This window comes from Rhodopseudomonas sp. P2A-2r (assembly GCF_026015985.1).
GTDB lineage: Bacteria > Pseudomonadota > Alphaproteobacteria > Rhizobiales > Xanthobacteraceae > Tardiphaga.
Window position 1 is genome coordinate 5,380,092 of sequence record NZ_CP110389.1, and the last position, 24,221, is coordinate 5,404,312.

At 65.7% G+C, this 24,221-nt stretch carries 23 protein-coding genes; 17 read left to right on the forward strand and 6 right to left on the reverse strand.

From position 1 onward, the window contains the following. Positions 1–239 precede the first annotated feature (239 nt). Together ONR75_RS25920 and ONR75_RS25925 are read right to left on the reverse strand one after the other, a co-directional pair. Positions 240–1,460: a DUF1501 domain-containing protein gene (locus ONR75_RS25920; protein WP_265079772.1), complete on the reverse strand. Its 1,221-nt coding sequence runs from the start codon at positions 1,458–1,460 to the stop codon at positions 240–242. Continuing rightward, entirely contained in the window at positions 1,457–2,935 is a 1,479-nt protein-coding gene (locus ONR75_RS25925) for a DUF1800 domain-containing protein (protein ID WP_265079773.1), read from the reverse strand. Before ONR75_RS25925 ends, ONR75_RS25920 begins: the two co-directional genes overlap by 4 nt. Before the next feature lie 116 nt (positions 2,936–3,051). Between ONR75_RS25925 and ONR75_RS25930 the strand changes: the two genes are divergently transcribed. The 4 genes from ONR75_RS25930 to ONR75_RS25945 all read left to right on the forward strand — a co-directional run bounded on the left by ONR75_RS25930 (position 3,052) and on the right by ONR75_RS25945 (position 7,312). After that, entirely contained in the window at positions 3,052–3,900 is an 849-nt protein-coding gene (locus tag ONR75_RS25930; protein ID WP_320109663.1) for an HAD-IA family hydrolase, read from the forward strand. Between the two features lie 145 nt (positions 3,901–4,045). Further along, positions 4,046–6,055 carry a lytic transglycosylase domain-containing protein gene (locus ONR75_RS25935; RefSeq protein ID WP_265079774.1) on the forward strand — a complete coding sequence of 670 codons (2,010 nt, stop codon included), beginning with the start codon at positions 4,046–4,048 and terminating at the stop codon, positions 6,053–6,055. A gap of 62 nt (positions 6,056–6,117) precedes the next feature. Continuing rightward, a complete protein-coding gene (locus ONR75_RS25940; protein WP_265079775.1) occupies positions 6,118–6,636 on the forward strand; it encodes a DUF1566 domain-containing protein in 519 nt (172 codons plus the stop codon). 109 nt (positions 6,637–6,745) lie between these two features. Then, the gene (locus ONR75_RS25945; RefSeq protein WP_265079776.1) at positions 6,746–7,312 is read left to right on the forward strand and encodes a DUF4142 domain-containing protein; all 567 of its coding nucleotides are present in this window, start codon (positions 6,746–6,748) and stop codon (positions 7,310–7,312) included. Between the two features lie 10 nt (positions 7,313–7,322). Here the strand turns inward: ONR75_RS25945 and ONR75_RS25950 are convergent, their stop codons facing one another. Together ONR75_RS25950 and ONR75_RS25955 are read right to left on the reverse strand one after the other, a co-directional pair. Then, positions 7,323–8,798, reverse strand: coding sequence for a diguanylate cyclase domain-containing protein (locus ONR75_RS25950; protein WP_413776390.1), 1,476 nt, complete (start codon positions 8,796–8,798; stop codon positions 7,323–7,325). A 99-nt stretch (positions 8,799–8,897) separates the two neighbouring features. Beyond that, positions 8,898–9,593, reverse strand: coding sequence for a glutathione S-transferase family protein (locus tag ONR75_RS25955; protein ID WP_265079778.1), 696 nt, complete (start codon positions 9,591–9,593; stop codon positions 8,898–8,900). 282 nt (positions 9,594–9,875) lie between these two features. Here ONR75_RS25955 and ONR75_RS25960 point away from each other — a divergent pair, with 282 nt between their 5' ends. From ONR75_RS25960 to ONR75_RS25980, 5 genes are all read left to right on the forward strand, one after another. After that, entirely contained in the window at positions 9,876–10,268 is a 393-nt protein-coding gene (locus ONR75_RS25960; RefSeq protein WP_265079779.1) for an EF-hand domain-containing protein, read from the forward strand. 193 nt (positions 10,269–10,461) lie between these two features. Further along, entirely contained in the window at positions 10,462–13,536 is a 3,075-nt protein-coding gene (gene uvrB, locus ONR75_RS25965; RefSeq protein ID WP_265079780.1) for an excinuclease ABC subunit UvrB, read from the forward strand. Positions 13,537–13,707: 171 nt separating this feature from the next. Then, positions 13,708–14,322 carry a hypothetical protein gene (locus tag ONR75_RS25970; RefSeq protein ID WP_265079781.1) on the forward strand — a complete coding sequence of 205 codons (615 nt, stop codon included), beginning with the start codon at positions 13,708–13,710 and terminating at the stop codon, positions 14,320–14,322. A gap of 74 nt (positions 14,323–14,396) precedes the next feature. After that, the gene (locus ONR75_RS25975; protein WP_265079782.1) at positions 14,397–15,164 is read left to right on the forward strand and encodes a DpnI domain-containing protein; all 768 of its coding nucleotides are present in this window, start codon (positions 14,397–14,399) and stop codon (positions 15,162–15,164) included. A 10-nt stretch (positions 15,165–15,174) separates the two neighbouring features. Continuing rightward, entirely contained in the window at positions 15,175–15,447 is a 273-nt protein-coding gene (locus ONR75_RS25980) for a hypothetical protein (protein WP_265079783.1), read from the forward strand. Between the two features lie 710 nt (positions 15,448–16,157). On the opposite strand, the gene ONR75_RS25985 is transcribed toward ONR75_RS25980, so the two are convergent. Next, on the reverse strand, positions 16,158–17,411 hold the full coding sequence (locus tag ONR75_RS25985; protein ID WP_265079784.1) for an acetyl-CoA C-acetyltransferase: 1,254 nt from the start codon (positions 17,409–17,411) through the stop codon (positions 16,158–16,160). A 125-nt stretch (positions 17,412–17,536) separates the two neighbouring features. Further along, entirely contained in the window at positions 17,537–18,322 is a 786-nt protein-coding gene (locus ONR75_RS25990) for a transporter substrate-binding domain-containing protein (RefSeq protein ID WP_265079785.1), read from the reverse strand. A 306-nt stretch (positions 18,323–18,628) separates the two neighbouring features. Here ONR75_RS25990 and ONR75_RS25995 point away from each other — a divergent pair, with 306 nt between their 5' ends. The 8 genes from ONR75_RS25995 (at position 18,629) to ONR75_RS26030 (ending at position 24,187) form a co-directional block, all read left to right on the forward strand. Further along, the gene (locus ONR75_RS25995; RefSeq protein ID WP_265079786.1) at positions 18,629–20,710 is read left to right on the forward strand and encodes a methyl-accepting chemotaxis protein; all 2,082 of its coding nucleotides are present in this window, start codon (positions 18,629–18,631) and stop codon (positions 20,708–20,710) included. A 77-nt stretch (positions 20,711–20,787) separates the two neighbouring features. Beyond that, on the forward strand, positions 20,788–21,072 hold the full coding sequence (locus ONR75_RS26000; RefSeq protein WP_265079787.1) for a hypothetical protein: 285 nt from the start codon (positions 20,788–20,790) through the stop codon (positions 21,070–21,072). Positions 21,073–21,167: 95 nt separating this feature from the next. Continuing rightward, the gene (locus ONR75_RS26005; protein WP_265079788.1) at positions 21,168–21,308 is read left to right on the forward strand and encodes a hypothetical protein; all 141 of its coding nucleotides are present in this window, start codon (positions 21,168–21,170) and stop codon (positions 21,306–21,308) included. Between the two features lie 18 nt (positions 21,309–21,326). Further along, positions 21,327–21,707, forward strand: coding sequence for a hypothetical protein (locus ONR75_RS26010; protein WP_265079789.1), 381 nt, complete (start codon positions 21,327–21,329; stop codon positions 21,705–21,707). Positions 21,708–21,867: 160 nt separating this feature from the next. Continuing rightward, positions 21,868–22,326 (forward strand): nuclear transport factor 2 family protein, encoded by a 459-nt coding sequence (locus ONR75_RS26015; protein WP_265079790.1) that lies wholly within the window; start codon positions 21,868–21,870, stop codon positions 22,324–22,326. Between the two features lie 95 nt (positions 22,327–22,421). Continuing rightward, on the forward strand, positions 22,422–22,574 hold the full coding sequence (locus tag ONR75_RS26020; protein WP_265079791.1) for a hypothetical protein: 153 nt from the start codon (positions 22,422–22,424) through the stop codon (positions 22,572–22,574). Positions 22,575–22,727: 153 nt separating this feature from the next. Next, the gene (locus ONR75_RS26025) at positions 22,728–23,159 is read left to right on the forward strand and encodes a nuclear transport factor 2 family protein (protein WP_265079792.1); all 432 of its coding nucleotides are present in this window, start codon (positions 22,728–22,730) and stop codon (positions 23,157–23,159) included. 131 nt (positions 23,160–23,290) lie between these two features. Further along, positions 23,291–24,187 (forward strand): hypothetical protein, encoded by an 897-nt coding sequence (locus ONR75_RS26030; RefSeq protein ID WP_265083801.1) that lies wholly within the window; start codon positions 23,291–23,293, stop codon positions 24,185–24,187. The last annotated feature ends 34 nt before the right edge of the window (positions 24,188–24,221 follow it).

Consider the following 24,221-nt stretch of genomic DNA (forward strand, 5'->3'; position numbering starts at 1 on the left):
CATGAGCCGGTCGGCTCCAAATAAAAAATGAAGAAACAGGGCAATAACAATAGGCGCAATCCTACCGCCCACGGCCAGCTACGCAAGGCGCCGTGGCAGAAAATGTATCAGGGATCGCTGTTTTCGGCCGGCACGCCGCCTGCGGCCGCCGGCAGGTCCGCTTGACCGCACCGACGACGCCGCTGAAGCAGAAGTCCAGGCGTGGGATCGCGCGCCCGCCGCGGCCTATGCGACCGGAACTATGCCACCAGCCCCTTGGCCGGCTTCACCATGGCGCTGTCGGGGAAGACCGACTCGGCCAGCACGCGTTCCGACAGGCCGAGGTGGTCGTGCAGCACGCCTTTGAGGATGGCGCGCAGGTCGGTGGTCGGCGCGAGGTCGCGGGCCTCGAACAGGTTGGCCGGCTTGAGGCCGGGCCAGTCCGATATCACCCGGCCGCCCTTCACCGCGCCGCCGGCGAGCAGCGCCACGGTGCCGGTGCCGTGGTCGGTGCCGGCGGTGCCATTGATCCGCGCGGTGCGGCCGAACTCGGTGGCGACCACGATCACGGTGTCGCGCCAGTGCGGGCCGAGGCCTTTCTCGAATTCCAGCAATGCGCCGTCGAGTCCGCCGAGCAGTTGCGCGAGGCGGCCGACCGGGCCGCCTTCGCCGGCATGGGTGTCCCAGCCATCGAACGCCAGCGCTGCGATGCGCGGACCGTCATCGGCGGCCATCAGCTTGGCGGCGCCGCGGGCGATCTGCTGCATCGCCGTGATGCCCTTGTCCGGTTTCATGGTGTCGCCCTTGGCGATCTTGTCGAGCTGCAGGCCCTGCGCCAGCGCGGCGCCGAGCGCCGGATCGCGACCGCGATAGAGCTCCATCAGCCGCTGCGCGGTGTCGTCGGCGGCGGTCGGCAGATTGACCGGCGCCCAGCCGACCGTCGGCGCGTTGCCGCGCAGGATCAGCGGCGTGGTCGGGCCGATCGCCAGCCCGCTCCTGACGCGCTGCCCCGCGGGCAGCGCGTCGATGGCGCGGTTGAGCCAGCCGGACTGCACCCGGCCGGGACCGGCGAAGCCGCTCTCCAGCACGTCCTGGCCGTCGAAATGCGAGCGCTCGCGATAGGCGGTGGCCACCGCGTGAACCACCGCGGCCTTCTTCTCGCGCACCATGCGGGTGAATTCCGGCATCGCCGGATGCATGGCGAAGAACGAATCCAGCATCGGCGCGGCATTCGGGCCATCGGCGGTCAGCGCGATGGACCCATGCAGGCCGGCATAGTCGGGATCGCCCAGCGGCGCCACGGTGGCAAGACCATCCAAGGCACCGCGCAAAATCACCACGATCAGGCGGGGATCGCGGGCATCGGCGGCGCGGGCGAATTTCGGGATATAGGCCCAGGCGGCGAAGGCGGCGCCCCCGAGCAACAGGGAACGGCGCGAACTGCGCAACGAGGTGCGGCTTTCACAGCAGTCCATGGTCATCTCCTCTGGAATTCCGGCGACATCAACAGCAGCGCCAGCGCCTGCTGACGGGTCTCGGCACGCGCGATGGTCTGCCGCGTCTCGTTCGACGCCGCATCGCCGGCGATCACGTCGAGCAGTTCGCGCGCGTCGATGCTGTCGGCGATTTTCGACGACACCTGGGCGGCGAGATCGAGCCGCAGCTTCATGCCTTCCGGCGCGGCCCAGGCGGCGTTGCTGTCGGGAAAGCCGTTCGGACCCGGCGGCGTCCATAGCGGCTGGCCGAGCGTGTTGAGCCCGCCGATCACCTGATAGGGATTGTCGGGGATGCGCCCGAGCAGCCGGGCCGTGCCGATCAGGTATTCGTAGGGGCTGCGCACTTTGGTCAGCGGCGCGCTCCATGCCTCGTCGGAATCCAGCAGCGCCAGCGTCAGCGCGCGCAGGTCGCCGTCGGTGCTGCGGAACGTGGCCTGCAGTCTTGCGACCAGGGCCGGCGGCGGCGTGTCGGCGACGAAATGCGCGGCGAATTTCGTGGCGATGAATTTTGCCGTCGCCGGATGCCGCGCGATGTCCGCCAGCGCCGCCTCGCCCTGCCCGACGCCGTTGTCGTCATAGGTCTTGCCGAGCAGTACCTGCGGTCCGGGCTGATGCGCATTGGCGTTGAAGGCGAAGCTGCCGGGCACGCCGAGCTTGCCGTCGCGGCCGGCGAAGGTCCAGCCGGTGATGATGCGCGCCAGCGTGGTGACGTCATCCTGCGAATAGCCGCTGCCGACGCCCAGCGTATGCAGCTCCATGATCTCGCGCGCGAGATTTTCGTTGAGGCCGCGCTTGCCGTTTTGCCCCGCCTTTGATTGCGGGCCGATCGACTGCTGGTTGTCGAGGAAGAACAGCATCGCCGGATGCTGTTCCACCGCCTTCAGCATGTCGCTGAAGCGCCCGAGCACATGCGGGCGGATCGCCTCGCGCTCGAACGAGCCGGCCCAGATCCGCGCCGGCTCGCCCTTGTTGGCGGAGATGCAGAAATGGTTCGACCAGAACACCACCAGCCGTTCGATGAAGCCGCATTCGGCGATGGTGGCGCGCTGGATCCGCGCCAGCGCCTCGTTGCGAAAGGTGTTCTGCACCACGTTGGGCGGTTGCGGCGGCATCGGCGGCGGTTTCGGCACATCGGGTTGCACGGTCATGGTTGCGGTGGGCGGCGGCGGCGCGTCGCCGGCGGCCACTTTCATCGGCTCCGGTGTGGCGGTTGCCACCTTGGCGGCGGCGGCGCGCGCCGCCTTGACCTCGTCCTGATAGGCGAACATGGCCTGACCGAGCGCCGGGGTGGATTGCAGCCCCGGCAGTTCCAGCAGCACGCCGCTGGGGCGGCCGAGTTCGGCCTTGACGAAGCCGCGCGGATCGGACGCCGCATTGAGGATGTCGCCGGAGGCGCCGCCGCGCGCGCCGAAGCCGAAACGATTCAGCGCCACCAGGCCGCCACGAGAATCACGCGCCATCGAATGTCCTCTGAACAGTCTTCCCTTGCCGGTCGGCGCGGGTAGAGTCGGTGCCGAACCCTACGCCTGCAACGATGAACCCGGCCTGAAAAAGCCGGTGAAAGTTGGCCCGCTTCATGACAAATCGGACAGATGACCTGGCCTTGCCACGCAGCCTGACCTGCGAACGCTGCGGAACCGGGTTTTCCTGCACGCTGTCGGGCGATTGCTGGTGTATGGCGGAGCCGGTGCAACTGCCGATGCCGGCGGTCGGCGGTGGCGATTGCCTGTGCCCGGACTGCCTGCGCGCCGCGGCGAACGTCGCGTGGCAGGTCGATGCCGTGCTGCTGGACATGGACGGCACCCTGCTCGACACCGAGCGCGTCTATCTCGCCAGCCTGGACACGGCATTGCAGTCGATGGGCTACACCGACGGCGCCGCGTTGGGCCATGCCATGATCGGCATTCCCGGGCCGGAATGCGAGCTGATGCTGATGAAGCACTATGGCGCGGATTTTCCGCTGTCGGCGCTCAACGACGCCTATGTCATCAGACGCGACGAGATGTTTCGCGCGGGCATGCCACTGAAGCCCGGCGCCGTCGAACTGCTCGATGCGCTGCGCACCGCCGCCTGCAAGGTGGCGCTGGTCACCTCGTCGGGCCGCGCCACCGCCGAAGCGCATCTCGCGGCCGGCGGCATCCGCGCGCATTTCGAGACCGTGCTGACCCGCGACGACGTCGCCCGCGGCAAGCCGTATCCCGACCTCTATCTGCTGGCGGCACAGCGGCTCGGCGTGCCGCCCGCGGCCTGCGTCGCCATCGAGGATTCCGGACCGGGCATCGCCGCCGCGCACGGCGCCGGCACGATCCCGATCATGGTGCCCGACATCCTGGCACCCTCCGCCGAGACGATCGCACAATGCGCCGCTGTGGTTCCCGACCTGCATGCCGCGCTGGCGCTGCTGAAAACCCGCGGCGGGCTTTGAAACCGCGTCATTCCACGCGGCGTGGCATCGTGACGCTGTTGACCACATGCAGCGACGCCCATGCGTTGGCATTTCGTGAAGGTTTATGGCCGACCGTCGGCGAAACCCCACAGCGCCATAGCCGCATGCGACGTCACGGAGACTCATGAGATATTCATCTGCGATCACGTTCCTTCGTCCGATGCCGGTATCGCGCGTCGCAGCGCTCACCGCAGTGGTTGCGGTCGCGCTGGTCGCCGTTCATGCGCCGGCGCACGCGACATCCCGCGACGATATCGCGGCCATCGCCGACGCCACGAAACTCGCGATGTCCGGCAAGACGGCCGCGGCCACGCAGCGCCGCGACCAGATCCGCGATCCGCTCGGACGCCGCGTGGCGGAATGGGTGATCCTGCGCGCCAATGACAATGACGCCGACTTCGCGCGCTACGCCGCCTTCATGCGCGACAATCCGGCGTGGCCGAGCATGGGATTGTTGCAGCGACGGGCAGAAGCACGGCTGTGGACCGAACGCGCCGAGAGCGGCACCGTGCTCGCCTTCTTTGCGCAGCGGGCGCCGCGCAGCGCGCTGGGCCGGCTGGCCATGGCGCGGGCGCAATGGACGCGCGGCCAGCACGCCGCCGCCACCGACTACGCGCGCCAGGCTTGGCGCAACGACGATCTCTCCGCCAGGCTCGAGGCCGACATTCTGGCAAGCTTCGGCGCCCGGCTTGACGCCGCCGACCACCGGGCGCGCATGCAGAACCGGCTCTACGCCAACGACCTGGCCACCGCGATGCGCGCCGCAAGGCGGCTCGGCGCCGCCGAGGTGGCCATTGTCACGGCGCGCACGGCGATGGTCCACAAGAGCCCGCGGGCCGGCGCGCTGCTGGCGGCGGTTCCGGCCGGCGCGCGCAGCGACCCGGCCTATCTGTTCACGCGGATCCAGTGGCTGCGTCGCAACGACCACACTGCGCAGGCTGCGCAACTGATGGCGACCGCGCCGCGCACGTCCGCCGCGCTCGGCAATGCCGACGCGTGGTGGCTGGAGCGGCGCGCGCTGGCGCGGCAACTGCTCGATGCCGGCGACGCCAGAGGCGCCTACCGCACCGCGCGCGATGCGGCGCCGGACAAGCAGACCTATCAGGTCGATCGCGCCTTCATGGCCGGCTGGATCGCGCTGCGCTACCTGCACGACCAGAAGACGGCCGAACGGAATTTCGCCGAGATCCTGAGCATCACCTCGCAGCCGACCTCGGTGGCGCGGGCGCATTACTGGCTCGGCCGCGTTGCCGGTGCCCGTCACAACACGCCGGCGGCGCGGCAGCACTACCAGGCCGCGGCCGTGCACGGCACCGCCTATTACGGCCAGCTCGCCTGCGCCCGCCTCGGCTGCCGCAACACCCGCCTGCGCCAGCCGCCATCGCCCGGCAGCATCCAGTCGGCCAGCGCCGCGCATCGCGATCTCATCGGCGCCGCGGAACTGCTGTATCTCACCGGCAACCGCAAGCTGGTGGTGCCGTTCGTCGCCGATCTCGACGGCGTGAAGGACAGCCGCGCGCTGGTGCACATCGCCGAGGTGGCCGCGCGCCGCAACGACGCCGCCGCCATGCTGGCGATCGACCGCGCCGCGCTGAACCGCGGCATGGCGTTCGACAGCTATGCCTTCCCCGCGGCCGGCCTGCCGGCCTTTGCGCCGCTCGGCGCGAAAGCCGACAAGAGCCTCGTCTATGCGATCACCCGCACCGAGAGCGCGTTCAATCCACGCATCACCTCGGGCGCCAGGGCCACCGGCTTCATGCAGGTCACGCCAGCGGCCGGCGAGACGCTGGCGCGGCGGATGGGCTTCGCTTTCGACGTCAAGCGACTGCACGAGGACTCCGCCTACAATCTGCGGCTCGGCTCCGCCGAGATCGTCAACCTGCTCAGCGACTACAACGGCAATCATGTGCTGGCGCTGATCGGCTACAATGCCGGGCGCGGCCGGGTGAAGGAATGGATCGCGCGCTACGGCGACCCGCGCCGGCCCGATGTGGACGTGGTCGACTGGGTGGAGCGGATCCCGTTCGCGGAAACCCGCAACTACGTGCAGCGCGTGCTCGAAAACCTGCAGGTGTACCGCGCCCGCTTCGGCCAGCCGGCGCTCGGCATCGCCACCGACATGAACGCCGGCTGATTGCCTGGCTGGAATGCCGCAGGTTAGGATCGGTGTTCGATCCATTCAAAGATGCATGCGCGATGACGTCCGCGACAAAACTTGCCACCCTGCTGTTCGTCACCATCAGCGCGATGCCGTCCGATGCCGCTTTGGCATCCTGCTACGGCCGCAACGCCGGAGAGACCGAGACCCGGTTCAAGCTGAGCGGCGACGAAGCGCGCGATACAAGCACCGGACTGGTCTGGAAGCGATGCAGTCTCGGCACCCGCTGGGACGGCAAGCGGCGTTGCGAGGGCGAGCCGGCCGCCGCCAACTTCGCCGAGGCGCGCGCCGCGGCGGAGCAAGCCGGTGCGGGCTGGCGTGTGCCCTCCGGGCCCGAACTCGAAACCATCGTCGATACCGGCTGCGGACGTCCGGTGGTCGACACAGCGGTGTTTACGGATATCAGGCCCGACGCCGACGGCATGGCCAAATACTGGACCACCAACGAGGTCGGCGCGGCGAACCTGGTCTACTACTTCGACTTCATGAACGGCGCCGCCGACGGCCACAGCCGCGGTTTTCAGCTCTCGGTGCGACTGGTGCGAACCGGACCGTGAGCCGCCGATGGGTCGGAACCAATCACCACTTTCGCGATTGGAGCGGTAACCGTCACCGGGTCGCAGCATGGTGCTGCGGCGCCGCTGATCGCCGCCATAGGAGACATCCGTGAAACTCAACCGCACCGCCATCATCGTTGGAAGCCTGCTGCTCGCCACGCCCGCGCTGGCGCAGTCGGTGGCCGAGAAGACCGGCGTCAACTCCACGCTCGGCATCAGCCCGGCCACCGCCGATTTCGTCAAGGAAGTCGCCATCAGCGACATGTTCGAACTGGAATCGAACAGACTGGCTCAGGACAAGGGCAATGCCGCGGAAAAGAAATTCGCATCGATGATGGTCACCGACCACACCAAGACCAGCACCGAGCTGAAGGCCCTGGTCAGCGGCGGCAAGGTTAAGGCCGAACTGCCGGCCGGGCTCGACGAGTCGCACCAGAAGAAGCTCGACACCCTGAAGGCCAAGACCGGCAAGGACTTCAGCTCGGAATTCGACTCCATGCAGGTCAGCGCCCACAAGGATGCGGTGTCACTGTTCGAGCGCTACGCCAAGGGTGGCGACAATGCCGAGCTGAAGAGCTGGGCCGGCAAGACCCTGCCCGCACTGAAGCACCATCTGGAGATGGCGCAGGACCTCGCCAAGGCTCCGGCCACGGTGGGAAGCACCAAGACGAAGTAACCGGAATGCGTCAGGCCTGATCGCTGACGCTGCGGCGGTCGCAGTCGGCCTGCGCGTAATACTGCCGCTTGGCCTGCAGCATCAGCATGTCGGCGAGCTTGATGACCTGCTCCAGCCGGTCGCCCGGCCGGCTGGTGGCAATGCCGATCGACATGCTCAGCTCGAGGTCGGGATAGTACTGGTTGTTGACCTCGATCAGTTCCGCCAGCGAGGCCAGCACTGCGTCGCCGCCGGCGGCGTCGGTGCCGGGCAGCAGCACCGCGAATTCGTCACCGCCGATCCGCGCCACCGAGGCTGGCTTCTCCACCAGCGAGCCGAACACCTCGCCGGCCCGGCGCAACAGCGCGTCGCCGACGCTATGGCCGAGGTCGTCATTGGCGGTCTTCAGGCCGTTGAGGTCGGCGATGATGATGGTGACCGGGTGCAGTCCCCTGCGCTCGATCCGGTTGAGCTCGTCGACATAGAAGGCGCGATTCAGCGTCCGCGTCAGCACGTCGTGGGTGCCGAGATATTCGAGATAGGCTTCCGCCTTCTTGCGCGCGGTGATGTCGGTCAGCGCGACCTGCACCAGCGACCAGTCGCCTTCGTGGCTGGGCAGCACCGAGAACTGCAGCAACAGGTGCAGCTTGGTGCCGTCGAGCGCATAGTTCACCACCTCGCGCTGCTGGAACAGCTTGCCGTTCCACAGATCGACGAGCTGCTCGCGGAAATGCGGCCCCATCTCGTCGCGGAAGACATCGCCGAGGTGGCTCAGCAAGGTCGCCTTGTCCGGCGCGCCGAACAGTTCGAGCGTCCGCCCGTTGACGTCGAGCACGCGGATCTCGCTCATGCAGCGCTCAACGAACTCCTGGTGGACATCGGTGAACACGCGAAAATCCTCGACGCCGCGCGCGCGCACCTCGTCGAGCAGACGTTTCACATCGCTGAAATCCTCGACCCACAACGACACCGGGGAATGGGCGAACAGGCCGAATGCGTAGTTCTCGCTGTCGACAAGGCGGCGCCGCGCGGTTTCCCGCTCGGTGACGTCCTCGATGGAGATCATCACCCGGTCCCATTTCTGCTCATGGCCGGGCAGCACGATGCCGTGGAGCTGGACGTCGAGGCGTTCGCCGGTGAGCGTGTAGTTGACGGTGTTGCTGGAGAAGTGGGTGCGCCCGCTCCACAGCTGCGCCAGCTCCGAGACGTGGCTCTTGAAGGTGTCGTCGCGCATCACCAGGCTGAGGCTGACCATCAGATGGTCGAGATCGCGGGCGCCGAACAGCGACAGCGTCTTGCGGTTGACCTTGATGATGCGGATGTGCTGCGAACACTGCCGGACGCGTTCGGGGTTGGCGAGCAGGAACGTCTCGATATCGTCGACGCCCTGCGCATGCCATTGCTCGAACAGCGCCTTGACGTCGCTGTAGTCCTCGATCCACAGCGAGACCGGCGCCAGATCGAACATCTTGGCGTCGTCGTTTGGATCGGTGAATAGAGCAGACATGGACATCTTCGCAATCGGTGTTCGGGTGCGGTTCTACCGTTTCTTACGCACGACTTGTCAAGAAACTCTCAACCCGTGTGCGGCCGTCGGGCGGGCTCTTCACACCGCGTATCCCGGCGAGTTCCGCGCCATCCCGCCAAAGGCATCGAGCATTCTTTCGCGCCATGCATAAATTGTATCGTCGGGCGCCAGCAGCTTGAACGGGCTGGTGGCCCGCGCCCACTGGAAGCCGCCGAACATGATGTAGTCGGCGTAGTTCGGCGTGTCGCCGCCGACATAGGCCTGCGTCTTCAGCGTCAGCCGCAACGGATCGAGCGACTTGCGGAAACCGGCGACGACACTGTCGCGACCGGCCGAGACCTCTTCCAGCGTCTTGCCGAAGCGCGCTTCGCGGCTCTTGCGGAAATAGGCCTGATCGACCGGGCCGAGATGGCCGTGAATGTCGGCGACGATCATCGGGAATATGCCGGCGATCACCACCATGTCGCCCCACCAGTTCAGCATCCGGGCCATCGCGCGGCCGCCCTCACCGCCGAACAGCGACGGACGGTCGGGATAGGTATCCTCGAGATAGTTGGCAATGGTCCAGGAGTCGGAGACGGCGCGGTCGCCGTCGAGCAGCACCGGCACCTTCTCGGAGCTGTGCGGGGCGATGGCCTCGCGCTCGGTGAAGCGCCACGGAATCGAGGCGACGTCGAGACCCTTGTGCGCCAGCGCCATCCGCGTGCGCCAGCAATACGGGCTGAACGGACGGGACTCGTCGGTGCCGACCAGTTCAAACAGTTGGATGGCCATACTTGCTTCCTGCCGGCGTCGATTGCCAAGCCATCATGCCCGCGCACGTCGCGGGCATTCATCTTGCTGCGATCCGTACACTAAAGGCGTGGATGGCCGGGACAAGCCCGGCCACGACAGGGCGGCCATGACGGCGCCGCGCGAAGGGCCTCAATTGGCTCCCCGACGGCCCGCGAATGGCAGGACAGCGCGCCGTGTGGTACTTTCATCTTGTACGCGGGGTCGCCCTGCGGCAACTTGCAACCGAGAATTGCCCTCAAAAATTGCCCCTGGAGAGTCGCCATGACCACGTCACGACGCGCTGTTTTGCTGTCCTTCGCCCTGGGTTTCGCCGGCCTTGCCACCGCGGAGGCGGCCTCGCCGCTGAAGCTGCTCGATCCCGACAAGGACGGCACCGTCGATCTGGCCGAAGCCAAGGCTGCCGCGTCCAAACTGTTCGACAAGCTCGACCGCGACAAGGACGGCACGCTGGAAGCCAAGGAGCTGCGCGGCCGGGTCAGCGCCAAGGAATTCGCCGCCGCCAATCCCGACAAGGATGGCACGCTCGACAAGAACGAATACATGACCATCGTCGAAGCCCGCTTCCGCGCTGCAGACCCCGACAATGACGGCACGCTGGATGCGAAGGAACTGGCGACGCCCGCCGGCCGCGCGTTGCTGAAGCTGCTGATGTGAGCCGGCAAGAGGCCTCCGACCGGCGCAAGACAGAGCTATCAACACCGGGAGGGGCCCGGCTCGCTTGAAGGCGCCGGGCTCGGTCACCAGCGTCGGAACAGCGCAGCTGAACCGGCGAGAGACTGCGGGTCCGACCATCAATCGGGTGATCGGGAGACCTTTTTCGACGGCCTTTTCCCCCCATATTGGTGTCATGGCGAAAAATCCCGACTCCCCCAAGAAGACCGTCACCAAGCGCGCGAAGACCCCCGCGGCCAAACCCGGCGCAGGGCGGCCCGAGGTCAAGCCGATCGGCCCGGCACTTGCGGAACTGCTGAATCCCGCGATCAACCGCGGCGATGCCGGCATGGGTTCCGGCACCGGGCTGCAGCCGCCACCGGGCAATTCGCTGGAACGCCGCTCCGGCGGCGAGGCCGCGATCCATCGCGCCCGCGCCTCGACGCCGAAGAAGTTCGAAGGCGACGCCGGCGCGCGCCCAACGCCGCTGCAGCCGTTTCCGCAGCCCGCAGTGGCACCCTACGCGCCCCGCCTGAGCGAACAGGCCTTCGAGGAGGCCCCGCAGGCGGTCTATGGCACCCATGCGGCGATTCCGGAACTCGATCCGGAACTGGCAAAACAGCTCGGCTTCACCACCGAGGAAGACGACAACGCCGCACTGGCGCGTCCGCCGCGCAACAAGATGGAAGCCCTGGGCGTGCAGGCCACCGCCGACGCGCTGGAGGCGCTGGTGCGCGACGGCCGTCCGGAATTCAAGGACGAGAAGATCTGGGTGCCGCACCGCCCACCACGGCCGGAGAAATCCGAGGGTGGCGTGCCGTTCGTGATCAAGTCGGAATACGAGCCGAAGGGCGACCAGCCCACCGCCATCAAGGAACTGGTGGAGGGCGTACAGCGCAACGACCGCACCCAGGTGCTGCTCGGAGTCACCGGCTCCGGCAAGACCTACACGATGGCCAAGGTGATCGAGGCGACGCAGCGCCCGGCGATCATCCTCGCGCCCAACAAGACGCTGGCGGCGCAGCTCTATGGCGAGTTCAAGAGCTTCTTCCCCGACAACGCCGTCGAGTATTTTGTCAGCTATTACGACTACTACCAGCCCGAGGCCTATGTGCCGCGGACCGACACCTATATCGAGAAGGATTCGTCCATCAACGAGCAGATCGACCGCATGCGCCATTCGGCAACGCGCGCGCTGCTGGAGCGCGACGACGTCATCATCGTCGCGTCCGTCTCGTGCATCTACGGTATCGGCTCGGTCGAGACCTACACCGCAATGACGTTTGCGCTTAAGAAGGGCGAGCGCATCGACCAGCGGCAATTGATCGCCGATCTGGTGGCGCTGCAGTACAAGCGCACCCAGCACGATTTTACCCGCGGCACCTTCCGTGTCAGAGGCGACGTCATCGATATCTTCCCGGCGCATTACGAAGACCGCGCCTGGCGCGTCAACCTGTTCGGCGACACCGTGGAGACCATCGAGGAATTCGACCCGCTCACCGGCCACAAGCAGGACGAGCTGGAATTCATCAAGATCTACGCCAACTCGCATTACGTGACGCCGCGCCCGACCCTGATCCAGGCCATCAAGTCGATCAAGGCCGAACTGAAATGGCGGCTCGAGCAACTGCACGAACAGGGTCGCCTGCTGGAAGCGCAGCGGCTGGAGCAGCGCACCACCTTCGACATCGAGATGATGGAAGCCACCGGCTCCTGCGCCGGCATCGAGAACTACTCGCGCTATCTCACCGGCCGCCGGCCGGGCGAACCGCCGCCGACCCTGTTCGAATACGTGCCGGACAATGCGCTGGTGTTCGCCGACGAGAGCCACGTGACCGTGCCGCAGATCGGCGGCATGTTCAAAGGCGACTTCCGGCGCAAGGCGACGCTTGCGGAATACGGCTTCCGCCTGCCCTCCTGCATGGACAACCGGCCGCTGCGTTTCGAGGAATGGGACATGATGCGCCCGCAGTCGGTCGCAGTGTCGGCCACGCCGAGCGCGTGGGAGCTCAACGAGAGCGGCGGCGTGTTCGTCGAGCAGGTCATTCGCCCGACAGGACTGATCGATCCGCCGATCAACATCCGCCCTGCCCGCACCCAGGTCGACGATCTCGTCGGCGAGGTTCGCGCCACCGCCAACGCCGGCTATCGCAGCCTGATCACCGTGCTGACAAAACGCATGGCGGAGGATCTCACCGAATACCTGCACGAGCAGGGCATCCGCGTGCGCTACATGCACTCGGACATCGACACCATCGAGCGCATCGAGATCATCAGGGATCTCCGCCTCGGCGCCTTCGACGCGTTGGTCGGCATCAACCTGCTGCGCGAGGGCCTCGACATTCCCGAATGCGCGCTGGTGGCGATCCTCGACGCGGACAAGGAAGGCTTTCTGCGCTCCGAGACCTCGCTGATCCAGACCATCGGCCGCGCCGCGCGCAACGTCGACGGCAAGGTGATCCTCTATGCCGACAGGGTGACGGGCTCCATGGAGCGCGCCATCGCCGAGACCGACCGGCGCCGCGAAAAGCAGGTCGAGTACAACACGCTGCATGGCATCACGCCGGAGAGCATCAAGAAGTCGATCGGCGACATCATGAACTCGGTCTACGAGCGCGATCACGTGCTGGTGGAAATCGGCGGCGGCAAGGGCCATTCCTGGTCGGACGACGTCAGCAGCATCGGCCACAATTTCGAGGCGGTGCTGGCCGATCTCGAAACCCGCATGCGCGAGGCCGCCGCCGACCTCAACTTCGAGGAAGCCGCGCGGCTGCGCGACGAGGTCAAGCGCCTGCGCGCCACCGAGCTGGCCGTGGTCGACGACCCCACCGCCAAGCAACGCAAGGTGGCCGGCGCCGCCGGTGCCTTCAAGGGCAACAAGCAGTTCGGCGCCTCCGCCAACATGCCGAAGCAATCGAGCGAGCGCGGCGGCAACAACACGCCATCATCCAAAGTGCACAAGCCCGATCTCGACGAAATGGGTATCGCCGGCTGGCACGAGGTCAAGCCCGCGCGCGGCAACAAGGTCGCGCGCCCGCGCAAGCCGACGCTGGATGAGATGGGCCCGGGCACCGAGAGCAAGATCTATCAGCCGCAGAGCATGACGGAGTCGATGCCCAACGCGCTGCCGAAATCGCGCAAGACTGCGCCTTCCGACGGAAGCAAGATCATCCAGCCCACCAACTCGCGGGAGTCCGGCCCGGAATTCGGACCGGTGGCAAGAAGCTCCGGCGGCGCGCCGGGGCATCGCGGCGGATGGAAGAAGCGATAGCAGCGTGAGGTAAGGCACCGGCCGTCATGTCCCCTCTCCCCCGGCGAAGCGCAGCTTCGCGGGGTGGGAGAGGGTCAGGGAGAGGGGGCGCCCCACGGAACGGCGTTCATGCCGGCATTGGACGGATACGTCGTTTCCGACGACTAACCGTCTTTAACCCCGGGGACCTTCATGCCGCATCGTCGCTTCGCCCTGCCCGCCCTCATGCTCTTCCTCGCCACGCCCTCTTACGCCCAGCAACCAACCCCGCCGCTGACCCTCGCCTGCAGCGGCCCGTTCGCAAAAGATTCCTCCCACGGACGCCTTCAGCAGACCTTCGGCGCGCCGAACGTCGCGATCCAGAAAGTCGACGGTGCCGAGGGCGAGAGCTTTGAAGCCAGCGTTCTCTATCGCTCCACCCCGGAGAAGCGGCTGGAAGTCGCCTGGAGCGACGACAGGAAACGCAGCGGGCTCGCATCGGCCAGTGTGAAAAAGCCCTCCGCCTGGAGCGGCCCCGAAGGCATCCGCGTGGGCATGACGCTGGACGAGGTCACCCGCCTCAACGGTCAGCCGTTCAAACTCAACGGCTTCGAATGGGACTACGGCGGCTTCGTCGTCGACCTCAAGGGCAAGCTCGCCATCCTGCCCGGCGGCTGCGCCATGACCCTGCGCTTCTCGCCCGGCATGGCGCTCGACGCCAGGAAGCACGCCGGCCTGCTCGGCGAGAAGAAGCTGTCGTCGTCGGACGCCAAACTGCTGGCGGTGAAGCCGGTGCTGACGGAGTGGAGCGTGGGGTATGGGGAGTGAGGACGCGGCGTTTAGGTAACACAAGGATCAGCTTATCTACTGGCAATCTTGGTCAGCTCGTTTAGTTTGCAACGATGAAGCTTGGATTTGAAGAACCTCAATCCGCCTATTCGAGCAGTTCACAAAATGCGCGCTCGTGGACCGAGGCCTGGGTTAGCGCGTGGGCTTACTGCCCACACTGCGGAAATGCCAAAGTTTCACAATTTCCGAACAACAGCCCTCTCGCGGATTTCTTCTGCACTTCATGCGATGAGGAATTCGAGCTTAAGAGTCAGAAAGGAAAATTCGGCAAGCGCGTTGTTGACGGCGCATTTAAGACCAAGGTCGAACGGCTTTCTGCGAGCAACAATCCCAAATTGCTTCTAATGAACTACGATCTGAAATCGCTTGCGGTCGTCAATCTGTTCATCATCCCGAAGCACTTTTTCGTCCGAGATACCATCGAGGAACGAAAGCCGTTAGCCGCCACTGCTCGGCGTGCTGGATGGATCGGATCGAACATCTTGCTCGGCCACGTGCCCGACACCGGCAAAATTCAAATTATCCGGGACGGCGTTATTCGCCCGAAAGACCTCGTGCTTAAGGAATGGCAGAAGACGCTCTTTCTCAGAGAAGAGTCGCTCGAATCTCGCGGATGGTTGCTAGACGTTATGAAATGCGTTGAAGCGCTGGGCAAGCCGGAGTTCACGCTCGACGATGTCTATGCGTTCGAACAGCATCTTAGCCATCGCTATCCCGACAACCAGAATGTTCGGCCGAAGATACGCCAGCAACTTCAATATCTCAGGGATCGTGGATTCGTTGAATTTGTCTCTCGAGGCAGTTATCGTCTGAGCAAATAGGAGCCGCGCCATGGCTTGGTTTCTCAATCACTATAAGTGCGAACGCGGCAAGCGCCGGTGGGCTGACGAATGGTCTTGCATGTGCGACGATGAATGTCCGCATTGTGGCGCCCGGTACATGACGCCCCACACCAGCGAAGACCTCACCACCCTGATTGAACAGGAAGGATCGAATTTCGTAGTCCGCTGGTCGCCCGAGACGGCGGAACACGATCCGGATTATCGGGTGCTCGGATACTTCCCGACCGAGCAGGAGGCGATCGCGTTTCTGTCTGCAGACTGACTTTTCACCATCCACATCTCGACAATATTCCTACAAGACTATATACCCCCCGTCGTCCTGCTCAAGAGGGGCGCTTCTCGAGGGCGCTCGTTGAGTGGAGCGGGATGCGGCGCCTGCGGGCGGGGTTCGCAGCCCTGCACTCGGGAGGCCGGGGGTCGCCGTCCGGGCCCACTACGGGGCTCTGCCTTCAATGGCCGGACGGGTGCGGGTGAAGGCGGGGAAATCCCGCCGGATCGATTGGCAGCTCCAACCCGCAAGGGGGCGAGCACAGTGCCTCCCGTACCCGGAAGCACGGTCCTCCGGACAGAAATCGCCGCCAGTCGCAGTCGCAGACTGCGTAAACTTGTCTGCGGGCCGCGCCGAAAGGCGCGCGCGCGCCGGGATGCGGCCATCGCAGGCCGCAGCGCGGAGCGCCACTGCTACAGTTCGCGCCTTTCGGCGCGCCGTCCCCCTCGTTGGGCGAGGGGCCGTCGGGAAAGGCGGTTTTGCGCGGCGGCGCGAAACCGACGGCGCGTGGGCGAAGCGAACCGACGCCGCCGGGATGTTTGACAATTGAATCGGAATGGCGAGGCAACGCACGCAGGCGCGACACACGCCGCTGTCATCGCCCGCGAAAGCGGGCGGCCCAGTAACCGACGGCGACCGTGATGAAACGCGGGCACCTGCGTGTACTGGGTCCCCGCATAGGCGGGGACGACAGGTGGAGCTGCCTACACCCGCTCGATGATGATCGCCGGCGCCATGCCGCCGGCGGCGCACATGGTCACCAGGCCGCGCTTCAGGTTGCGGCGCTCGAGTTCGTCGAGCACGGTGCCGATCAGGATCGCCCCTGTCGCGCCGATGGGATGGCCAAGCGCGATGGAGCCGCCGTTGACGTTGACCTTGGCGCGGTCGAGCTTGAGGTCGCGGATGAACTTTTCAGCCACAACGGCAAAGGCCTCGTTGATCTCCCAGAGGTCGATGTCATCGACAGTCAGCCCGGCTTTTGCGAGCACTTTTCGCGCAGCAGGGACCGGTGCGTTCAACATCAAGGTCGGGTCGTCGCCGATATTGGCCATGGCCACGATGCGCGCGCGCGGCTTCAGGCCGTGCTTGTCGGCATAGTCCTTGGAGGTCAGCAGCAAGGCTGCGGCGCCGTCGACCACGCCCGACGAATTGCCGGCGTGATGAAAGTGCTCGATCTTGAGGTCGGGATATTTCTGGTTGATCTGCTTGCGATAGGTCGTGCCGTCCGCATCCAGCGGATGATCGGCAATGGCGGCGAAGGCCGGCTTCAGGCCGGCGAGGCCTTCGGCTGTGGTGTTGGGCCGCGGGAATTCATCCTTCGCCAGAACCACATTGCCTTCATCGTCCTTCACCGGAATGAGGCTCTTGTCGAAGCGCCCTTCGGCGATGGCGACCGCGGCGCGGCGCTGGCTCTCCAGGCCGAGTGCATCGAGCGCTTCCCGCGAAATGCCTTCCATGGAGGCGATGGCGTCGCCGCAGATGCCCTGATGCGACTGCGGATGCACCTGCGCGAGCCGCTTGTTGCCCGAGCCCATGCCGAGCGGCGGCTTGCCGGCGGCCATGTCCTCGGCGGCCATCGCTCCCGTGAGCGACATCATCTCGGTGCCGCCGGCGATCACCACATCTTCCATGCCGCTCATGATCTGCGCCGCCGCGAAGTTCACTGCGGTGATACCGCCGCCGCAGAACCGGTCCAGCGTCGTGCCGGACGCCTTGATATCGTAGCCGGCGTCGAGCGCGGCCATGCGGCCAAGGTCGCCGCCCTGCTTGCCGCGCTGGGTCGAGGTCGACCAGATGACGTCGTCGACATCCGCGGTATTGAGGTGGTTGCGCTCGGCGATGGCCTTGAGCACGGTAGCCGCGAGATGCTGCGGATGATGCTCGGCGAGCGCGCCCTTGCCGACCTTGCCGATGCCGCGCGGCGTGCGGACTGCGTCGATGATATAGGCGTCGGCCATGATGATCTCCCGAAGTGTTTTTGATATTTTTACGGTCGCGAGATTGGCCGACGCGGGCGCGAAGTCAAGCCTGACCGGCCACAGCGCAACTTCGCGTGGCGGAATATCCGCGCCGCCACCCGGCGCTATTTCTCGGCCGGCGCGACGTCGGCGACCTGCCCGCTGCGTGCCAGCGCCGCGGCGACGAAGCCCGACGCCTTCATCTCCTCAACAAAGGCCGCGAGATAGGCCGCGCCGGCCGCGCGCGGCTGGCCGTCAACGCGGGGCATCCCCATGGCCTGCTTGATCTCCTGGAAATGACCGGACATCACCCGCATCTCCGGGTGGTCCTTGGCATAGGCGTCGAGCTGCTGGCGGACGCCGGCAGCGACGTCGAGCTTCTCGTCGAGAAACTTCCGGATCATCGCCGTGCCGCCGCCCACCTCCGCGCGCAGCACCGTGGCGCTCTTGATGGTGCGGGTCAGGTACAGATCGTAGGCCGAGCCGAGGCCGACGGCGATTTTGATGCCGGGCTTGTCGACGTCGCCGACATACTGCAACGGCGAATCCTGCCGCACCATGTAGGTGCCCTCGATGATCACATAGGGCGCGGTGAACGTGATTTCGGCCGCGCGCGCCGGCTCGATCGCCATAAAGCCGATGTCCCAGACCCCGGCCTTGGCGCCCTCGAAGACCTTTCCCGCGGCCTCATAGGGCACGAAGGCGACCGGCACGCCGAGCCGCTTCGCAAGCTCGGTGGCGAGATCGACAGAGACGCCGCGCGGCGCGCCGCCCTCGCCCTTCTGCGCCAGCACGCTGTTGCCGAAATTGATCGCAGCGCGCAGCTGTCCGGTCGGCGCGAGATCGCGCAGCACCTCCGCCGACGGCGCCGGCTGGGCGAAGGCCGGAGTTGCGGCGGCAACAAACAGCATGGCAATCCATCGCAATGAACGCATGGCAAGACCTCTGACTCAGGCGGCGACCTTGCCTGCAATATCATCGCGCAACAATGCGCCTTTGCCGGCGCCGCTGCGCGTCGGACGATCGACCGGATCCGCTGCTCGCCGCCGCCGGCTGCAGCGGGAGAAATCGTCGCAAAAGGTACTCTGATGAGCCGAGAGGTTGCCGACGGACGCGAGCGCCCCGCCGCCGCGTACCGCCGTCAATGGAAGCTTAATGCACCTTCCGTAGGTTGACGGGCGTTCATTTGCACTCAATTCTTAACCGACGGTAATTTCATGAAAATCGGTACCTTGCTGACCATCGCCATCGCCTCTCTGTCGGCCGCCGGCGGCGGGCTTGCGGTCTATGTCGCCGCGAGCCGTTACGAGACGATGGACAAGATTTCCAACGCGCAGGGGCGCCTCGAACTGGTTCGTACCGTCGGCGACATCCCGCGCTATCTCAATCCGGAACGCGGCTTCTCCACGAACATCCTGTACGGCCCCGCCGCGGTCGATCCGAAGGCGCGCGCGGAGCAGGACAAGTACCGCAAGCAGACCGACGGTGCCGTCGACAAGATGAACCGGCTCAGGACCACATCGCTCGGCGCGTTCGACGACAGCGCCGAGATTGCCGGCAAGATCGATGCGCTGAACGCTCAGTTCAAGGCGCTGCGCGCGGCCATCGACAAAGCGATCGAAGGCCCGGCGGAGGCCCGCCGCGATGCGGCCAAGAAGATCGTCGCCGACAACTCGATCTTCAACACCGCAGTCACCGCCCTGCTTGCCGAGCAGGTCCGCAAGATGGCTTCGCTGAACGGCGAGGCCTATCGCCAGGCAACCTACGCCAACGTCGCATGGACGCTGCGCGACATCGGCGGCCTCAATTCCAGCCTGCACAAGAATCTCGTCGGCGCCAACCGTGTGGCGACCGAGCAGGAGCGCCTGGACATTGCCCGCTCCCAGGGTGCCGCCGATCAGATCCAGGCCTCGCTGCTCGAACTGCGCGGCAATCCCGCGACACCGGCCAATGTCGCGGCCGCGCTCAACAAGATGCAGGAAGTCTTCGTCGAACGCTTCGGTAAGGAGCTGAAGCTGGTCAAGGCCGGCGCCGTCAGCGGCAAATACGAACATGACGTCGACACCTATTTCGCCGAAACGCAGCTCGGTCTTGGCACCGTGATCGGTGTACGCGACGCCTTCTACGACAACGCCGAGCAACTGCTGACCGCGGCCTATGGCAGCGCGCGTACGAGCTTCATCATCGCCCTGCTGGTGCTCGCAGCCGTCGTGGCCGCCAGTGCCGGCCTGATCGTGATGGTCCGGCGCCGGATCTGCCAGCCGATCGTCGACATCACCGCCGCCATGTCGCGCATTGCCGGCGGCGACGCGTCCGGCGACATCCCGGCCAGCAATCGCCGCGACGAGATCGGCGCGATGGCCGCCGCGGTCCAGGTCTTCAAGGACAACATGCTCACCGCCGCCCGTCTGTCCACCGAGCAGGCGGCGGAGAACGACGCCAAGATGCGCCGCGCGCAACTGATCGACGACCTGACCCGCTCGTTCGAGTCGCGTATCGGCGAGCTGGTGGGCGGGCTGTCGTCGTCGTCGTCAACGATGGAAAACGCCGCGCGCTCCATGTCCTCGACGGCATCGACCACCAACCGGCAGGCGGGCGTCGTCGCCGAAGCCTCCGAACAGACATCGTCGAACGTCCAGATGGTGGCCAGCGCCACCGAGGAACTGACGTCCTCCATTTCCGAAATCAGCCGTCAGGTCGCGCAATCCGCGCAGATCTCGGCCCGCGCGGTCGAGGACGCGCGCCGCACCGGCGACACCGCCCAGTCGCTCGCCGCCGGCGCGCAGAAGATCGGCGATGTGGTCACGCTGATCCAGAACATCGCCGCGCAGACCAACCTGCTGGCGCTCAACGCCACCATCGAGGCGGCCCGCGCCGGCGAGGCCGGGCGCGGCTTCGCCGTCGTCGCTTCGGAAGTGAAGTCGCTGGCCGGGCAGACCGCACAGGCCACCACCGAGATCTCCGCACAGGTCGCAGCCATCCAGGGCGCCAGTGACGAGACCGTTGCGGCGATCCGCAACGTGGTCAACGTGATCGCCGAGATCGAGCAGATCGGCAGTGCCATCGCCGCCGCCATCGAGCAGCAGGGCTCGGCGACCAAGGAAATCGCCCGCAACGTTCAGGAAGCCGCGCACGGCACTCAGAATGTCACCGCCAATATCTCCGACGTGCAGCAGGCGGCCAACGACACCGGCGCGGCGGCATCGCAAGTGCTCGGTGCAGCCGAGCAGCTGTCCCGGCAATCCACGGATCTCGCCAGCCAGGTCAATATTTTCCTCGCCGACGTCAGGGCCGCTTAGGCAGCACGACGCAGAAGGATCGCGACGCGGCACCGCCGACCTGTTAGGATCATTGAAACAACCGGCGGGAATATCCGATGTTGGTACAGACGGCTTGTGAAGCGCTGCGTTCGGGCCATGTGCTCGAACTGCAATATGACGGCACCTCACGACTGGTCGAGGTTCACACGGTCGGCTTCAACGCCGCCGACGAGCCGATCGCCCACGTCTGGGAGCTCGGCCCCGAAGGCGTCGCAGGCTGGAAGATGCTGCCGCTCAAGGACGCCAGGGGCGCGCTGATCACCCACCGGAAATCGCTGGCGCCGCGGCCGGGCTACGAGCCTGGCGACCGCGAAATAAGCGTCATCACCTGCCAGCTCTAGCCTGCCGCGCGTCGCGCAAGCCCACATACAAACCCATCTGCATTTGCTATGCGTCATCTGCGCCGAGTCCATCAACCGGGCGCAGGGAGACCGCGATGGCTAAAGGTCAGATGAAGTCCAACAAGGAAAAGAAGAAACCGAAGGCGGACAAGAACCTCAAGAAGGGCGGCGTCGCCAACGTCAACCCGTTCGCATCGAGCAAGACCCCGGCCGGCTCCGCACCGAACAAGAAGTAAGCGTACGGCCCGGACCAGGTGTCCGACATCGGGCTGCACTGGAACGCGATCGACCTCATCGCGATCGCGCTGCTGGCCTGCTCGCCCGGTCTTCTGACCGGGCTTCTGCTGGGCGCCATCGCCTGGCGTGAACGCCGCGTCGGTGGTGCCGCGCTCGGCGCGCTGGCGGGCATCGCCCTCAATGCGGCGCTGCTGTTTTTCTGTTTCCGGTCGCGCATCGCGTTGGCCGACGGACTCGCCGGCGCCAGCCTGCTGGCGCTAAAGGTGAGCTTTCCCGGCATGTTACTGGGCGGCATGGCCGCGGCGTGGCGCTTCGGCGAGCGCTGGGTGGTTGCCGCCGTGGCGGGGGCCGTCACCGGCGGTGTCGCCTGGCTCGCCGGATGGTCCTGTCTCAAGTGACGCCCAGCCCGATGCGCCAAGGCCCGGTCAATACCCTGTGATCCACGATGTCGCGTTAAGGCTTTCCCAACCTTTGCCCCGCGCAAGGGTTGATCCCGACCGGTCCGACCTGACAAGAGTACCGCGGGAACGGGGAGAGCAGACACCAGAAGAGCCAATAATGGACGATCTCCAGACGCGCCGATGCGTATCCGACTTTCTCGATGCCTTCTATGCGGGCGACACCGCGCGCCTCGCAAACTGCTGCCACGACGATATCGACAGCATCACCTATGCGCCGATCGAACTGTTCCCGCACCACGGCCAACACCGCGGCAAGGCCTGGGCGGCCGAGGCCATCCGCACCCAGCAGGAGCGCTATTCGAGCCGCCGCATCGAAATCACCTTCATGGCCGTGGACGGAGCGAAGGCTGCGACCATGCTCCAGGTGGCGCTGCAGAAACGCAGCGACCAGCGTATCCTCAGTTTCAAGATCGCCGACTTTTTCACCCTGCGCGATGGACTCGTCTTCGAACATCGTTCGTTTTTCGATTCCTTCGACCTGGTGCAGCAGATACTCGGCCGCGACCTGACCCCCGACTACGCCAGCAGCGTCCGCCTCGCCATGCGTCCCGGCTAGCACTGCTGCGGCGGCAGATCCGCGCGACCGTTGAACCGGCCGCCCTGTTGCCACGACCGATTGGCCTTAGGCACCCATGAGAGCAATCAAATCGCATGGCGCAGTCTGCCGGGCTGGTGCCCGAATTGACGCGCGGCGCGATCCTGTTGGGTGGGATTGCCGCCAGCGACGTGGAAATCGCCATCGAGCATCTTGCAGCGCATGAAAATGACCGCTCACCGGTAACAAGAAACCACATCGAATACTAAAGTACCTACCTCTTCCTGCAATTGTGCAATGCACAAAAACGGATTGTATTTGAGCTAAACGAGATTATTCCAAGCTCAAACGATTGAACTTTCCGCGCCGCGTCGGCCCCAATATTGGCCGTGCGGCGCTATTTCATTTCAGGATATGACCTCATGACAGAGCACAGTCTCTGGCGTTTCTCGCGCGCGTTGCATCGTGCCATCAACGAACGTCAGCTGAAAGACCTCACCGACCTGATCGACGACAACATCGAATGGGCGGTTTACGGACCGATCGACATGTTTCCCTTCCTCGGCGCACGGCGCGGCAAGGCTGCAGTCATGCAGGTCTGCAAACAGGTCGCAGACAACATCCGGATCCATCGTTTCGAACGCGAATCCGTGCTGCTCGGCGCCGATTCGGGGGCCTCGATCATGCGGTTTTCGCTCACGGCGCTGGATTCCAACCGCCCGATCAGCCTGCGACTGGCGCAGTTCGCCCAGTTCAAGGCCGGCATGCTGACCAGCATGCGGGTGGTGATCGATACGTTTGACCTGGTCGAACAGGCGTTGGGCCACCCGCTGCATCTGCCGCGGATCGCCTAAACTCAGGCAAGCCTGAAGCAAGTGCTTGAACGTTGAATGTCCACCACGCACTTTGCTGCGCTGCCACAATTCTGCCGGGCCTCAAGCGGTACTATTGGCTTCTCACGCCAACTCGCTGGGCGGCTCGCATGGTGACGGCCTTGACCATCAAACTGACACGGGGCGCCGCAGTCGCGCTGCTCGCCGCAGGCGCAATCAGCGCGCCAGCCCGGGCACAGGATCCCTGGAGCATATTGGCACCGGCGGCAGCGCCGGACGATGCACCTGAAACCCACGATCAGCCGGCCGCAGTGCTGGATTTGCCGGAGCCGGACTGGAGCCTGCTCGATACCAGCACCAATGCCGCCGCAAAATCGTCGCCCCGCCAAGCGCGCGCCGGGCAGTCCGGCGACGCCACGGCGTGGACATCGCAGAACAAGGCCGACGGCTCCGCCGCCCTCTCCGTCAAGCAGCAGCTGGTGCCGTTCTGGGATGCCAGGATCGGTGCCGACATGAACGTGGCACGGAGCGCACCGAGCATGAGTACCTCCGACATGCTGCGACAGAAATACGGACCCGACGGTTCACCATCGCAATCCGGCGGTACGGCCTGGGCGGCCGTGACCGCGCCGGGCGTGGGTTCGATCTGGGACAAGACCGCCATCGAGGCCCGCATCGATCCCGGCCAGGACCAGAGCAAACTCGCGACCTCGCTCAGCAAATCGATGCCGCTCGCCGGCGACCAGTATTCGCTGACCCTGCAGAACGGCTACAACGTGGTGCAGCAGGCCGGCCTGCCGGTGATCGGCTTCAACGGACGCCCGACGCGCAGCTACGAGACCGATCAGTCGGCGAAGCTGCGCTTCAACGAGACCGGCACCAGCCTGGTGGCCGGCCAGTCGCTTTCGACCGTTGACGAAAAGTGGCTGCGCAAGGTGGGCGCGGAGCAACAGATCTTCGGCGGCGTCAACATTTCGGCGACGGTCAGCGAGACGCTGCAGGGCCCTGCCAACAAGAGCCTGACCGCAGGCTTCAAACACAGCTGGTAACCTGCTGGTAACCGTGCGCGGGTCAACTGCTACC